The following is a 14,134-nucleotide window of genomic DNA, read 5'->3' as shown; positions in this document are numbered from 1 at the left end:
CGCAGGCTAATGTCTTCACCAAGCGACAATAGCGCAGGCCATTTAAACTGCGGCTGCGTTTATATCTAAGAAAGGAAAAGCTGTGACATGTTAGAAAGCCTGAATCGCATTTGGTTTTTGCTTATCAACGCCACCCCCGCCTCGCCTGAATGGCTGATTAATAGCGCATTATTTATTGCCCGGGATCTGATTTATATTATGCCGACGCTGGTCGTCGCGCTTTGGTTTTGGGGGCCGGAACGCGAAGTTGATGCCTGTCGTCATACGGTGATTAAAACGGCGATGGCGCTGCTGATAAGCCTTGCCATTTCCTGGCTACTGGGTGCACTTTTCCCACACGCGCGCCCGTTTGCAGAAGGCATTGGCCACCGGTTTCTCGCGCACGCGCCGGATAACTCTTTTCCAAGCGATCACGGTACCAGCAGTTTTACTTTTGCGCTGGCATTTTTATGCTGGTATCGGGTATGGTCCGGCGTGCTCCTGTTAATTACCGCGCTTTCCATAGCCTGGTCCCGCGTCTACCTCGGCGTGCACTGGCCGCTGGATATGGTCGGCGGGTTACTGACCGCTATGTGCGGCTGTCTTGCCACTCAAATGCTCTGGCACCACTGGGGAAAAGCGCTGCATCAGGCGCTCTCAAAAATCTATCGCTTTTGCTTCGCGATGCCCATCCGTAAGGGCTGGGTGCGTGACTAACCCTAATCCGGGCGGTACGCTATCCGTTATTGTATAAACCAGCGAACCGAGGCGCGTTATCTATGGTAACTCGTCGGGAAATGCGGGCAGATAAGCTGATGCAGGCTCTGCGCCAGAGCGATAGGCTGCATCTCAAAGAGGCCGCCGCGCTGCTCGGGGTTTCTGAAATGACCATCCGCCGGGATCTGCACGGCCAGCGCGCGCCGTTATCACTTCTCGGCGGTTATATCGTGCTCACGCGAAGCGCCAGTCCCCATTACCTCCTGAGCGATCAGCAACAGCGCCATGTGCATGAAAAGCGATGCGCCGCACGACTGGCGGCGGCAATCGTCGAACCACATCAAACGCTTTTTTTTGATTGCGGAACCACGACCCCGCTGGTGATTGAAGCGCTGGACGACGCGCTGCCGTTCACTGGCGTATGTTATTCGCTGAATACGTTTTTAGCCCTCAGGGAAAAACCCGCGTGCCGAGTTATTTTGTGCGGCGGCGAATTTCATGCCAATAACGCCGTATTTCAGCCGCTAAGTTTTCAGGAAACGCTGGGGAACCTTTGCCCCGATATTGCGTTTCTTTCCGCCGCAGGCGTGCATGCGCAGCAGGGAGCAAGCTGCTTTAATCTTAATGAGCTGCCGGTAAAGCAGTGGGCGCTCAAAATGGCTCAGCGACGCGTGCTGGTTATCGATAGCAGCAAATTCGGGCAGGTGCGTCCGGTATGCATGGGGCCGCTGGCATCATTTAACCTGCTAATCAGTAATGCCGCACCGCCGGCGGATATCATCCAGACTGCGCGCCTGAGCAATGTCGCGTTGCGGTATTAACCCCTGCGCCTTGAAAGAGATAAACAACCTCACAGCCGACGCGCGCGCGCCGGTCCCCTCCAGCGGCTATTATGACCGGCTGGCCGCTGCGAAAATACCGGCCTGCCTTTGCAGGCGCGCTGAAGAAACAGATCGCGGGTAACGTAGCGTAATTCTGGCGTCTCTACGCCCCATTAGTCGCTCATTTTTTCATCTGCATCCTGAACCTGTGCTAAAAATAATAATCCCGGCCCTTATCAGTGCCGTCCGCGCAAAAGCAGGAGAGGAGTAACCATTATCGTCGTTTGGGGTAGAAATAATTCAACGAATGTGAAAAAAGTGCTGTGGTGCCTTGAAGAGCTGGAGCTGCCGTATCGCTCAGTCGCGCTCGGCGGGCAGTATGGCGGCAATCAGGACGCCGACTACCTGGCGATGAATCCTAATGGTTTAATCCCCTGTCTGCGCGACGACGGTAGTGATTTAACCCTGTGGGAGTCCAACACTATCGTGCGCTATCTGAGCGCGCAGTATGGGCAAGCCACGCTGTGGCTGAGTGATGCCACCGCGCGGGCGCAGGCTGAAAAGTGGATGGACTGGACGCTGGGATTACAGGGAGAACCGTTTCGCGGCGTTTATCTTAGCCTGATGCGTACACCGCCCGAGCGGCGCGACCCGGCACTCATCGAGCGCTGCACTCAAACCTGCGACGCTGCGTTTGGTATCGTAGATAATGGCCTGGCACAGCAGCTCTGGCTGAGCGGAGAAACATGTGGCATCGCAGATATTGCTTTTGGCCCCGTTGCCTATGCGCTACTGAATTTAGAAATAGCGTGGACCCCGCGCCCGCATTTGCAGCGCTGGTACCAGCAACTTACCGCACGTCCGGCGTTTAAAAAAATAGTGATGATCCCACTCAGTTAGCGACCTACTGAATATGACCCGGACGGTCGCGCCGGGGCTTTATGCATTATAAAAAGCTGCAGCCAAAGTACCGGTACTGCGTCTATTCGCACCTGCCATCCTCACACCCGGCGCGGCTTTAGACAGCCGAAAACGGTTGATTTTGGCCGCAGGCGTGGCCGCTCCGCGCATTTTGCTTCATGTTTGAAATACCCACCGGCCCGGGCAAAACGCAAAGTTTGCGCACGCCGGTCTATTTCGGATATTTTTTCACCAATAAAGACAATAGCGGTGTCAATCGTCGCGCAATGCCATTAAAATCCGCCCCCATTGATGCAATGTGAGTAAATGTCGCTATGTCCCAAACCAAAACGCTATCTACGCCGCCAAAAATTGGCTTCGTTTCCCTTGGCTGCCCGAAAAACCTAGTCGATTCTGAACGTATCCTGACTGAGTTACGCACTGAGGGTTATGACGTCGTGCCCAGTTACGATAATGCCGATATGGTGATTGTTAACACCTGCGGATTTATTGATAGCGCGGTACAGGAATCGCTGGAAGCCATCGGCGAAGCGCTCAGTGAGAACGGCAAAGTCATCGTAACCGGCTGTCTTGGTGCGAAAGAAGACGCAATCCGCGAAGTGCATCCAAAGGTACTGGAAATTACTGGCCCTCACAGCTATGAACAGGTGCTGGAACACGTGCATCATTACGTGCCAAAACCCCGGCATAACCCTTACCTCAGCCTGGTGCCGGCGCAGGGTGTCAAATTAACTCCGCGCCATTACGCTTATCTTAAAATTTCCGAAGGCTGCAATCACCGCTGCACGTTTTGCATTATTCCGTCGATGCGGGGCGATCTGGACAGCCGCCCTATCGGAGATGTACTTTCCGAGGCCAAACGCCTGGCGGATTCTGGGGTTAAAGAGCTGCTGGTGATTTCTCAAGATACCTCGGCGTACGGCGTGGATGTGAAGCACCGCACCGGCTTTTACAACGGCGAGCCGGTTAAAACCAGTATGGTTAGTTTGTGCGAGCAACTGTCTCGTCTCGGTGTCTGGACGCGTCTGCACTATGTCTATCCCTATCCGCACGTAGACGACGTTATTCCGCTCATGGCCGAAGGTAAAGTCTTGCCCTATTTGGATATTCCGCTCCAGCACGCCAGCCCGCGTATTCTCAAACAAATGAAGCGCCCTGGCGCGGTAGAGCGTACGCTGGAGCGCATCAAACGCTGGCGTGAAATCTGCCCTGAGCTAACCCTGCGTTCGACGTTTATTGTCGGATTCCCTGGCGAAACCGAAGAGGATTTCCAGATGCTGCTGGATTTTCTGCGCGAAGCGCAGCTCGACAGAGTCGGCTGTTTCAAATATAGCCCGATTGAAGGCGCCGCCGCGAACGCGCTGCCAGATCAGGTGCCGGAAGAGGTAAAAGAAGAACGCTGGAATCGCTTTATGCAGCTTCAACAGCAGATCTCCAGCGACCGTCTGCAGCAAAAGATCGGGCGCGAGATTATGGTGATTATCGACGAGGTTGATGACGAAGGCGCCATTGGCCGCAGTATGGCCGACGCACCGGAAATCGACGGCGTAGTTTATCTTAACGGCGAGACGTCGCTGGCACCCGGCGATATACTGCGCGTGAAAGTTGAAAACGCCGACGAGTACGATCTCTGGGCAAGCCGGGTATAACACTACGGCGGCCGTCTCTCAGCCGGGAGATGGCCATAGTACGTTATCAGAACTCACGTCAGGCTGGCACCTCAACGTTATAGCTCTACTGCTTCGCCGCTGCCTGGCTCCTGCGCATAAATACCGACGCTTGGCGCATCACCCACGTATGCCATGGCGCGATACATCCCTGCGCAATTAAACGGCATTGCAATATTACCCTGGCAGTCTATAGCGATTAAACCGCCGCTGCCGCCCAGCGCCGGTATTTTTTCCATGATGACGCGCTCTGTCGCCTGCTGGAGACTCAACCCCCGATATTCCATCAGTGCCGTAATATCATAAGCGGCGAGCGTGCGAATAAACCAGTCGCCGGCCCCGGTACAGACTATCGCGGCGTTTGCATTATTGGCGTAACAGCCTGCGCCAATCAGTGCGGCATCGCCCCCCCTGCCCGACGCCCCGAAAGCGACGCTGCCTGCAGAAGAGGCGGCGGCCAAATTGCCCTGCATATCCAGCGCGACCGCGCCCACTGCGCTCAGCGCTGGCACCGCCAGACCTTCAGGCGTGGACATGGACGACGACGCTGTCACAGGCGTGCCCAAGTGTGCGGCAAATTGTTCCGCGCCCTGGCCCGTCAACAGCAGATGAGGGCTGTGCTCCAGTGCCAGGCGCGCCGCCAGCACCGGATTGCGCAGGCGATAAATATTGGCAACAGCGCCGGCTCGCAGCGTATTACCATCCATTATGCACGACTCCCGCGCAGAAAGTTCTGCCTGGGGATCACCCGTGCCAGCGCCGGCATGAAAAAGCGAAGATTCTTCCAGCAGACGCACGGCTTCCGTCACCGCATCCAGCGCACAGCCCTCTTGCGCTAACAGGCGCTGCCCGGCCTCGGCGATGTCCGACAGCGTTTGAATATAGTCGCGCTCTTGCTGCACGCTCATATGCTCGCGCGAAATCGCCCCTGCGCCGCCGTGAATAACGATCGCCGCTCTTGCCATAATACCACCACCTGATTAAAGGTTTTTCTATAGATATCATTAAGATGATTATACTTTCACCGTAATGACTATAGGAATGTACTTTTTCTTTGTAAAGCATCTCTGGCTTAGGGCTAATCGACGCTATCTATTGAGTACCCGTTCAGCCGCGCCCTATTCTCTGCCATAATAGCGGTTTCCACTGTTAGATCTCTGCGCAGGAGCTATTCATGAACTTTGCCGCCGGATTGCTGCCCCTCGATGCCGCGCTGGAACAAATGCTCGCCCAATTAACCCCCATCACCGATAACGAAACCATCCCGCTATTACAGGCGTTTGGGCGCGTTACCGCACAGGCGGTTATCTCACCGCTTGACGTGCCGGGATTCGATAATTCCGCTATGGATGGATATGCCGTGCGCTGCGCGGATGTGGCTCCGAATGTTACGCTGAGCATCGCCGGTAAGGCCTTTGCGGGCCAGCCATTTTGGGGCAACTGGCCCGCGGGTTCCTGCGTGCGGATTATGACCGGTGCGCCAATTCCTGAAGGATGCGACGCGGTGGTTATGCAAGAAGAAACCGAAGAGGTAGACGGCGGTATTCGTCTGGTCGCTGGGGTACAGACCGGTCAAAACATTCGTCGCCGTGGGGAAGATATTGGTAAAGGCAATTCCGTACTGAACGCCGGGTGTCGGCTTAGCGCCGCAGAGCTCCCCTTACTGGCATCGCTCGGCATCGCCGATATTTCGGTAGTACGCAAACCTCGCGTCGCCGTATTTTCAACCGGCGATGAGCTGCAGTTACCCGGCCAGCCGCTGGGCGCAGGGCAAATTTATGATACTAATCGTCTGGCAGTGCATATCATGCTGGAACAGCTTGGCTGTGAGGTAATAAACCTTGGGATTGTTCGCGACGATCCCACTGCCCTGCGTGAAACCTTCCGTCGCGCAGATAGCGAAGCCGACGTCGTGATAAGCTCCGGCGGCGTCTCCGTCGGTGAAGCGGACTTCACAAAACAAATCCTGGATGAACTGGGCGAGATAAGCTTTTGGAAACTGGCGATTAAGCCAGGTAAACCCTTTGCCTTTGGCCGCCTGGCGCAGAGTTGGTTTTGCGGGCTGCCTGGCAACCCGGTCTCCGCCGCGGCAACGTTTTATCAACTGGTGCAGCCGCTGCTAACGAAACTCAGCGGCTGCGCGGGCAGCGGCCTGGGCCCGCGCATGAAAGTCCGCTGTGCGCAAAACCTGAAAAAGACCTCCGGCCGCCTCGATTTTCAGCGCGGAATACTGCGCACCGGCGCTGACGGCCAGCCAGAGGTCGTGAGCACCGGGCATCAGGGCTCACACATTTTCAGTTCCTTTAGCCAGGGCAATTGCTTCATTGTGCTGGAGCGCGAGCGCGGTAACGTCGCCGCCGGGGAATGGGTCGACGTTGAATTGTTTAATCACTTATTCGGAGGCTAGCGTGGACATTGAACTCAGCGACGCTGAGATGCTGCGTTACAACCGCCAAATCGTGCTGCGCGGATTTGATTTCGACGGCCAGGAGCGTTTAAAAGGGGCGCGCGTGCTGGTAGTCGGGTTGGGTGGCTTAGGCTGCGCCGCAGCCCAGTACCTGGCCGCGGCGGGAATCGGTCATATGACGCTGCTTGATTTTGACACCGTCGCGCTGTCTAATCTGCAGCGCCAAATATTACATCACGATGCGGATATCGGGCGCCTGAAAGTCGATTCCGCCCGCGATGCGCTGGCGCGCATTAATCCTCACGTTTCGCTTTCAACGTTGGACAGCGCGCTGGACGACGATGAGCTGCAGCAGCAGGTTAATCATCATCACATCGTGCTGGACTGCACCGACAATGTGGCAATTCGGCTGCAGCTTAATCGCGCCTGCCACCGCGCGCGCGTTGCACTGGTATCCGGCGCCGCAATCCGCATGGAAGGCCAAATTTCAGTGTTTACCTGGCAGCCGAACGCACCCTGCTATCAGTGTTTAAGCCGCCTGTTTGGTGAAAATGCATTAACCTGCGTCGAGGCTGGCGTCATGGCTCCGCTAGTGGGTATGATTGGCGCAATGCAGGCAATGGAAGCGATTAAAGTCCTCACCGATTATGGAAAACCTCTTGCCGGGAAAATTTTACTGGTTGATGCGATGACGGGCCAGTTCCGAGAAATGGCGCTACCGCGCAATCTTCAGTGCCCGGTGTGCGGCGATAATGCTGAAGCTATGCGCTAGTGGATTAGGCCAATCGCATCGCGTTATCTCAGCGGTATACCCCGCTAAATTTGTCTATAAACCGCGCCTTCGGGCGCGTTTCTATTTATTCCCGACGTACTATTATTGATAAGAAATCATAATACGAAGGCGTGATTTGTAAGCCTGATGGCAGTGCCTGGCTGTTGCTGGATGGAAAATATTATGAAAAGCGGCGGCCGATCTTTACACTTTCAGCAATCTATTTCAGGGGCTTTCAGGACGGGCAAAGCCGCTCCGGGTAAAGTAATACCGCATAATTAAGAGTATCAGGCGTGACGGGCTATCCGCAGCCGGCTTCCTGCCGGCGAATTTTTATGGCTGAAGCGCCAGGGTTCTGGTTGTTGATATGCGGCCGGACGCAAGGTGAAACAGGTCTAACCATTTGAAAAAATCACATAAAATTCAGCATAACTCACCTATTAAGAAAAAAAGCACCGACGATGCAACCGTGCGGTGCTTTCTATCCCGTCCAATACGCGTTCAGCGTTAAGTCACCGGGGCCTAACTGACGGCATGTAGTCAGGTACAGGAGGTCAAATTAACTCAGGACTCAACGCCTTTGCTGCGCAGATAATCTTCATAACCGCCGCCAAAATCAGTGACGCCCTGCGGCGTGATTTCCAGTACCCGCGTCGCCAGAGAGCTAACAAAAGCCCGGTCATGCGAAACAAATATCAGCGTCCCCTGGTAGAGTTCCAGCGCCGAGTTCAGGGATTCAATAGATTCCATGTCCAGGTGGTTGGTCGGCTCGTCCATAATCAGGATATTCGGACGTTCCATCATCAACTTACCAAACAGCATGCGCCCTTTTTCGCCGCCGGAGAGTACCTTGACCGGTTTCTTGATATCTTCCTGACCGAACAGCAGGCGCCCCAGTACGCTGCGCACCGCCTGTTCGTCATCGCCTTCCTGTTTCCACTGGCTCATCCAGTCGAACACATTAAGCGGAGAATCGAATTCTGCCGCATGATCCTGGGCGTAATATCCGATGCGGGTGTTTTCCGACCATTTTACGCTGCCGCTGTCCGGCGTTAATTCGCCGAGCAGCGTCTTGAGAAACGTGGTTTTACCGACCCCATTGGTACCCAATACCGCAAGTTTCTCACCTACTTCCAGCAGCATTCCAACCCCGCTGAACAGCGGCGCTTCGCCAAATCCCTTACTTAACGCTTCGACTTCCAGCGCGTTGCGGAACAGTTTCTTTTCCTGCTCAAAGCGAATAAATGGATTCTGACGGCTGGAGGCCATCACCTCATCCAGTTTGATTTTGTCTATTTGGCGCGCGCGCGATGTCGCCTGGCGCGACTTGGAGGCATTAGCGCTAAAGCGGCTGACAAACGCCTGCAGTTCGGCAATTTGCGCTTTCTTCTTCGCATTATCCGCCAGCAGCCGTTCGCGGGCCTGAGTCGCGGCCGTCATATATTCATCGTAGTTGCCGGGATAGAGCCGCAGTTCACCGTAATCGAGATCCGCCATGTGCGTGCATACCATATTCAGGAAATGCCGATCGTGCGAAATGATAATCATGGTACTGTCACGCTCGTTCAGCACCTGCTCCAGCCAGCGAATAGTATCAATATCCAGGTTGTTGGTAGGTTCGTCGAGCAGCAGGATATCCGGATTAGAAAACAGCGCCTGTGCCAGCAGGACGCGCAGTTTCCAGCCCGGCGCTACGTCGCTCATCGGCCCATAGTGCTGTTCCAGCGGAATACCCACGCCAAGGAGCAACTCGCCCGCGCGCGATTCGGCGGAGTAACCGTCCATCTCGCCATACAGCACCTCAAGATCGGCGACTTTATAGCCATCTTCTTCACTCATTTCCGGCAATGCATAGATGCGATCGCGTTCCTGCTTCACATCCCAGAGCTCAGTGTGCCCCATAATGACCGTATCCAGAACCGAGTACTGTTCAAAAGCAAACTGATCCTGACGCAGTTTGCCGATCCGCTCATTAGGGTCGTAAGAGACATTTCCCGCGCTCGGCTGAAGATCGCCGCCAAGGATTTTCATTAGCGTCGACTTACCGCAGCCGTTAGCGCCGATAAGCCCATAGCGATTACCGTCGCCGAATTTAACGGATATATTTTCAAACAGCGGCTTGCTGCCGAACTGCATGGTGACATTGCTGGAAACTAACAAAGAACTACCCCGGTTATTGATGTGCGAAACCGCTCATTATGCCATAAGTGCGGCGGCAGATCGCTTCCCCTGTAAAAAGTCCTACACTTGAAATAGAGAAAGTTAAGATTTAAGCCACATCCGAATTCACTGTTGTCCGGATTGCACCTATAATGCGCTCCAGCATGATTATCAGATTTTTAACAAACGGCCTCCATGGCATATAACAAGTGCGCGACCCAACTATGAAATTACGTACGCTTTTACTGGCAGCCTTTTCCGTTATTGGTTTTTGTAAAACCGCCTCTGCTGTGACTTATCCACTTCCCAGCGACAGCAGTCGCCTGGTGGGGCAAAACCAGGTTATTACTATCGAAGAAGGCAGTAAGCAGCCGCTGGAATACTACGCGGCTAAATATCAAATGGGGCTTTCCAATATGATGGAAGCCAACCCCGGCGTCGATCCATACTTGCCGAAACCGGGAACAATTCTGAATATTCCTCAGCAGCTTATCCTGCCGGATACGCCGCACGAAGGCATTGTGATAAATAGCGCAGAGATGCGGCTTTACTATTATCCGAAAGACAGTAATACGGTGATTGTACTGCCTATCGGTATCGGCGAGCTGGGGAAAGATACTCCTATTAGTTGGACGACAAAAGTCGAACGTAAACGGGCAAATCCCACCTGGACGCCTACGGCGAAAATGCACGCGGAGTACGCTGAGCGCGGTGAGCGCCTCCCGGCGGTGGTCCCTGCCGGCCCTGATAATCCTATGGGTCTGTATGCGCTATATATCGGGCGCCTGTACGCTATTCATGGGACCAACGCTAACTTCGGCATTGGCCTGCGCGTTAGCCACGGCTGCGTGCGCCTGCGTAATGAAGACATTAAATTCTTGTTTGAGAACGTTCCCGTCGGGACGCGCGTTCAGTTCATTGATGAGCCGGTGAAGGCCACAACGGAAGCGGACGGCACGCGCTATATTGAAGTCCATAACCCGCTGTCAACGACGGAAGCGCAATTTAAAGGGCATGAAGCTGTGCCGGTAACGCTAAATGACAGCGTTAAAGCGATAACCAGCAGCGATGATGTAGATCAAGATGTGGTCTCTCAGGCCATTGAAAGCCGCTCGGGAATGCCGGTCCGTTTGAATTAATGCTGTTTAATTGACTATCAGAACAATAAGGGAGCCTCCATAAGGCTCCCTTTTTATTTGTAACTAAAATCTGCGTTCTGTGAGCGTTGTCATCAACAGGTTTTGGCTCTGCCTTATTGTTTTGGGATTTAAATCTCACAAGACTGGCAGAGACTTTTTTAAGGAATTTGGTATGCCCCACTGGGGCGTCAAAGCAATGCCGCCTTCTATGAAGACGGATTTTTATTTCTAACTAAAGCCCGCGTCCTGTGCACGTAGTTATCAAGCTGGTTTTGGCTCTGCCGGTAAAAACCTACCCATGTCAAAGCCCTTTTCGTTGTCCACGTAGCTGACAGGGAAATTAAATATGAGCGGGTTGCCAAAAACTTCTCGCATGCAATGGCATTGCTAATGCCACATAGTCCGTGGCCGATTAACATATTGAAAACCATGGAGGAACAGAAGATTACAAGTAAGTGCACATTAGACCTTCTTGCCATTGGGTTTTGGCCGTGGCCCGCTGCCTTCGCATTTACGTTTAACATCTGAACAAAGACTTGATTTAAGCGCTGAATAAGCTCCCGGCGGGTGAAATCTGGCCGCCCTCAATAAAGGCGGATTGTTATTGCTGGCTGCTCCGGCGTACGGTTTGATGTCAGCGTGAAAAAAACCACAGCGCCTGTCAGGACGCGCTGTCTCCCGGCTCCGCGCAAAACGCCCTGAATCGTGCCAGTGTCTCTTCGCTGACGTGGTGCTCCATACCCTCAGCGTCACGGCGGGCAATATCTGCAGGAACGCCTAGTGCCAGCAGAAAACTCTCTACTATTTGATGCCGTTCCCGGCTGGCTTGCGCGAGCGCTGCGCCTTCCGGGGTTAAAAAAACCCCGCGCCAGGGAATTTGTTCAATCACGCCCAGCGTGGCAAGCCGTTTGAGCATTTTTGCTACCGTTGGCTGCGAAACTCCGAGCCGGGCGGCCATATCAACCTGCCGGGCCTCACCCTGCTCGCGAATCAAATCATCAATAAGCTCGACGTAATCATCAATGAGTTCCCGACGATGTGCCTCTCTGACCTGACGAAACCCTTCAACGTGCTCTTCAACGTTCACCAGTGTTGTCGCTTTTCCGCTTCGGCGCCTGTTACCTGCACGTGAATTCATGCCTGGATCTCCCGGTATTATTTTGTGGGCCATTGTAAACCACTTGCCTGGTTCTACAAAAAAAGGAGAAATAGCCATAGCTAACAAACATAGCCTGTGCTATACCTGTATATATTACAGGCAAACGAATGGACGCCAGCGGGCGCTATAAGGTGTCTGAGAATGAATGAAATGAAGAGGTATATAACTATGCTAACTCGCTCTCCTTTACGGATCCGCTTAATGCTGCTGGATATACTCTGTGAAAAAGCCCGGCCGAAACGCCGCACTGAAGATAAATCTGACCGCTAACGCGCGAGGCAATACCTCGTGCGATTCCTTTTGCCCTAACCTTCCCGCCCTCTGCCTGCCATAAAGATAGTTTTCGCACCGTAAGCGTTTTATTTCTGGTTTCCCCCAACCAGGTTCTTTGAAGCTCCCTAACCTTAGTGATGCTAATTAAACGCCGCGCCCGTTTTTTACCCCTGGTTCTTCCTGCGCAAGACAAAAAAATCCGCCCCTAAAGGCGGATTTCATTTTTACCTTAAACGGAAAAATTAGAAGCGATAACCAACGCCGGCAATCCAGGTGCCAACGTCTACGCTGCGAATGCGGCTCTGCTCATAAGAGAAGTCCAAAGCAACATTTTCCATCGGGTTGAACTGAACACCGGCACCGTAGGCAACGCCAACGTCGCTGGTATCAGATTTGTTCGGATAATCGGTCTGCTGGAATTTACCCACGCCAAAACCGATTACGCCGTAGATGCTTGCCCAGTCGGTCAGACGATAAGCAGGGCCAGCGGTAAAGCCATAGTACTGACCTTTGTTGTAAACGCCTTCACCGGTAGTACGATTTTTTTCGGTGTAGGTAAAGGAGCCGATTACACCCAGCGGTTCGCCGTCAAACTCATAGCGATATTTCAGGTTGAAACCGTTAGCTTTGTTAGCAATACCCTGCATATCGCTTTGGGCATAACCACCGGAAACGGTAGCATCACCAGCGAAAGCGGAACCGGCAGAAACGGCCAGAACACAGGCCAGAGCTGAAAGACATGCAATTTTTTTCATAACCACCTCAAATGTGCTTCAAGTAAGTCCTAAGCGTTAAATATATCAAATAAATTTAAGAAACTCTGCGGAATTTGCGTTGTCTAAGGCGCCATTTCCTGTAACAGAACATTTCCAGAATTGACCATCCTTTATCACAAGACACATAAACTTGCAGGCGGATGGTCATTATGAACCCCATTTCAGCAGGCAAATATACAGAATAGTCCTAAATTCATTTTTATCAGGGAACTTCTTAATCGCCACAATAGTAACGTCTGAATTACCGCTTTTTTTCAACAAATGCTCAACCAGCCTTCGCTAATCCTTTAGACTTCTCCGTATTTTTCAGCCGCCTTCAATTTTCATAATGGGATGTTTCATGTCAGTACATTCATCTAAAGCGCCGGCCTGGGTGCCCGTATTACTTCTCCTTGTGGCAATGACCTCTATTCAGAGCGGCGCTTCGCTTGCGAAATCACTGTTCGCAGTGACAGGCGCTCCCGGCGTTACCGCCCTGCGTTTATTGCTGGGAACCCTGATTCTGGCGACCGTGTTCAAACCCTGGCGCCTGCGCTTTCGCCCTGAGCAGCGCGTGCCGCTGCTGTTATACGGCCTTGCACTGGGCGGTATGAACTATTTCTTTTATCTGTCGCTGAGCCGCATTCCGCTTGGCGTCGCCGTAGCGCTGGAATTCACCGGGCCACTCTGCGTCGCGTTATTTTCATCCCGTCGCTTGGTTGATCTAGTGTGGATCGCCCTCGCCACCTGCGGTCTGGCATTTTTATTACCCCTGCGCGCCGGCATGGGCCATATCGACCTGACGGGTGCCACGTGGGCGCTTCTCGCCGGCGCGTGCTGGGCCGTTTATATTTTGTCCGGCCAGCGGGCGGGCGAGGAACACGGCGCGGCCACGGTTGCATTGGGTTCCGTTATCGCCGCGCTGGTATTTGTGCCGCTGGGCGCGTGGCACGCTGCAGAAGGGTTATGGCACTGGTCCGTATTACCGCTGGGGTTTGCCATCGCCATCCTCTCTACGGCCCTGCCTTACTCATTGGAAATGATTGCACTAACCCGCCTGCCAACGCGCACATTTGGCACGTTGATGAGCATGGAACCCGGCGTGGCGGCGCTGTCCGGCATGCTTTTTTTAGGTGAACGTTTAACGTTGCCCCAAACTCTCGGCCTACTGGCGATTATCACCGCTTCAGTTGGCTCCACGCTCACTGTAAAACGCAAAGCGCGAATTAAAAAAGTCGATATATCCTGATGATATAATTTAAATTATTTTAATAATTATTCAGATGCGGCGAGTTGAGACTCGCCAGATGATTTTTAACACTCATCTATGCACTGCGCTGTATCTTATTCGTTGAAAACACAAG

At 53.4% G+C, this 14,134-nt stretch carries 13 protein-coding genes; 9 read left to right on the top strand and 4 right to left on the bottom strand.

From position 1 onward, the window contains the following. Nucleotides 1-87: 87 nt before the first annotated feature. The 4 genes from ybjG (at nucleotide 88) to rimO (ending at nucleotide 4,087) form a co-directional block, all read left to right on the top strand. A complete protein-coding gene (gene ybjG / locus SFA31_RS12415) occupies nucleotides 88-696 on the top strand; it encodes an undecaprenyl-diphosphate phosphatase (protein WP_322838252.1) in 609 nt (202 codons plus the stop codon). Between the two features lie 62 nt (nucleotides 697-758). Next, a complete protein-coding gene (gene deoR, locus SFA31_RS12410; RefSeq protein ID WP_322838251.1) occupies nucleotides 759-1,517 on the top strand; it encodes a DNA-binding transcriptional repressor DeoR in 759 nt (252 codons plus the stop codon). A gap of 273 nt (nucleotides 1,518-1,790) precedes the next feature. After that, the gene (locus tag SFA31_RS12405) at nucleotides 1,791-2,417 is read left to right on the top strand and encodes a glutathione S-transferase family protein (RefSeq protein ID WP_322839360.1); all 627 of its coding nucleotides are present in this window, start codon (nucleotides 1,791-1,793) and stop codon (nucleotides 2,415-2,417) included. Between the two features lie 335 nt (nucleotides 2,418-2,752). Further along, on the top strand, nucleotides 2,753-4,087 hold the full coding sequence (gene rimO / locus SFA31_RS12400) for a 30S ribosomal protein S12 methylthiotransferase RimO (RefSeq protein WP_322838250.1): 1,335 nt from the start codon (nucleotides 2,753-2,755) through the stop codon (nucleotides 4,085-4,087). A 77-nt stretch (nucleotides 4,088-4,164) separates the two neighbouring features. Here the strand turns inward: rimO and SFA31_RS12395 are convergent, their stop codons facing one another. Then, on the bottom strand, nucleotides 4,165-5,070 hold the full coding sequence (locus SFA31_RS12395; protein ID WP_322838249.1) for an isoaspartyl peptidase/L-asparaginase: 906 nt from the start codon (nucleotides 5,068-5,070) through the stop codon (nucleotides 4,165-4,167). Nucleotides 5,071-5,279: 209 nt separating this feature from the next. Here SFA31_RS12395 and moeA point away from each other — a divergent pair, with 209 nt between their 5' ends. Both moeA and moeB read left to right on the top strand, forming a co-directional pair. Beyond that, a complete protein-coding gene (gene moeA, locus SFA31_RS12390; RefSeq protein ID WP_322838248.1) occupies nucleotides 5,280-6,512 on the top strand; it encodes a molybdopterin molybdotransferase MoeA in 1,233 nt (410 codons plus the stop codon). A 1-nt stretch (nucleotide 6,513) separates the two neighbouring features. Next, nucleotides 6,514-7,284 carry a molybdopterin-synthase adenylyltransferase MoeB gene (gene moeB / locus SFA31_RS12385; protein WP_322838247.1) on the top strand — a complete coding sequence of 257 codons (771 nt, stop codon included), beginning with the start codon at nucleotides 6,514-6,516 and terminating at the stop codon, nucleotides 7,282-7,284. Nucleotides 7,285-7,848: 564 nt separating this feature from the next. Here moeB and SFA31_RS12380 read toward each other — a convergent pair. Next, nucleotides 7,849-9,444 carry an ABC-F family ATPase gene (locus SFA31_RS12380; RefSeq protein ID WP_322838246.1) on the bottom strand — a complete coding sequence of 532 codons (1,596 nt, stop codon included), beginning with the start codon at nucleotides 9,442-9,444 and terminating at the stop codon, nucleotides 7,849-7,851. Nucleotides 9,445-9,668: 224 nt separating this feature from the next. Between SFA31_RS12380 and ldtB the strand changes: the two genes are divergently transcribed. After that, nucleotides 9,669-10,583: a L,D-transpeptidase gene (gene ldtB / locus SFA31_RS12375; protein ID WP_322838245.1), complete on the top strand. Its 915-nt coding sequence runs from the start codon at nucleotides 9,669-9,671 to the stop codon at nucleotides 10,581-10,583. A 661-nt stretch (nucleotides 10,584-11,244) separates the two neighbouring features. On the opposite strand, the gene mntR is transcribed toward ldtB, so the two are convergent. Further along, nucleotides 11,245-11,721: a manganese-binding transcriptional regulator MntR gene (gene mntR / locus SFA31_RS12370; RefSeq protein WP_322838244.1), complete on the bottom strand. Its 477-nt coding sequence runs from the start codon at nucleotides 11,719-11,721 to the stop codon at nucleotides 11,245-11,247. 162 nt (nucleotides 11,722-11,883) lie between these two features. Here mntR and mntS point away from each other — a divergent pair, with 162 nt between their 5' ends. Continuing rightward, a complete protein-coding gene (gene mntS, locus SFA31_RS12365) occupies nucleotides 11,884-12,012 on the top strand; it encodes a manganase accumulation protein MntS (RefSeq protein ID WP_322838243.1) in 129 nt (42 codons plus the stop codon). 245 nt (nucleotides 12,013-12,257) lie between these two features. Here the strand turns inward: mntS and ompX are convergent, their stop codons facing one another. Then, nucleotides 12,258-12,770, bottom strand: coding sequence for an outer membrane protein OmpX (gene ompX, locus SFA31_RS12360; RefSeq protein WP_322838242.1), 513 nt, complete (start codon nucleotides 12,768-12,770; stop codon nucleotides 12,258-12,260). Nucleotides 12,771-13,131: 361 nt separating this feature from the next. Between ompX and rhtA the strand changes: the two genes are divergently transcribed. Further along, nucleotides 13,132-14,019 carry a threonine/homoserine exporter RhtA gene (gene rhtA, locus SFA31_RS12355; RefSeq protein WP_322838241.1) on the top strand — a complete coding sequence of 296 codons (888 nt, stop codon included), beginning with the start codon at nucleotides 13,132-13,134 and terminating at the stop codon, nucleotides 14,017-14,019. Nucleotides 14,020-14,134 lie beyond the last annotated feature (115 nt).

Origin of the sequence: Erwinia sp. HR93, from assembly GCF_034555055.1 — a bacterium.
In the GTDB taxonomy this organism is placed as follows: Bacteria; Pseudomonadota; Gammaproteobacteria; order Enterobacterales; family Enterobacteriaceae; genus Apirhabdus; species Apirhabdus apintestini.
This window is presented reverse-complemented; position numbering and strand designations above follow the sequence as displayed.

Coding starts and splice junctions, on each gene's coding strand:
- mntR (WP_322838244.1), bottom strand. CDS start 11,721: ATGAATTCACGTGCAGGTAACAGGCGCCGAAGCGGAAAAGCGACAACA.
- mntS (WP_322838243.1), top strand. CDS start 11,884: ATGAATGAAATGAAGAGGTATATAACTATGCTAACTCGCTCTCCTTTA.
- ybjG (WP_322838252.1), top strand. CDS start 88: ATGTTAGAAAGCCTGAATCGCATTTGGTTTTTGCTTATCAACGCCACC.
- ompX (WP_322838242.1), bottom strand. CDS start 12,770: ATGAAAAAAATTGCATGTCTTTCAGCTCTGGCCTGTGTTCTGGCCGTT.
- rhtA (WP_322838241.1), top strand. CDS start 13,132: ATGTCAGTACATTCATCTAAAGCGCCGGCCTGGGTGCCCGTATTACTT.
- SFA31_RS12395 (WP_322838249.1), bottom strand. CDS start 5,070: ATGGCAAGAGCGGCGATCGTTATTCACGGCGGCGCAGGGGCGATTTCG.
- deoR (WP_322838251.1), top strand. CDS start 759: ATGGTAACTCGTCGGGAAATGCGGGCAGATAAGCTGATGCAGGCTCTG.
- rimO (WP_322838250.1), top strand. CDS start 2,753: ATGTCCCAAACCAAAACGCTATCTACGCCGCCAAAAATTGGCTTCGTT.
- ldtB (WP_322838245.1), top strand. CDS start 9,669: ATGAAATTACGTACGCTTTTACTGGCAGCCTTTTCCGTTATTGGTTTT.
- moeA (WP_322838248.1), top strand. CDS start 5,280: ATGAACTTTGCCGCCGGATTGCTGCCCCTCGATGCCGCGCTGGAACAA.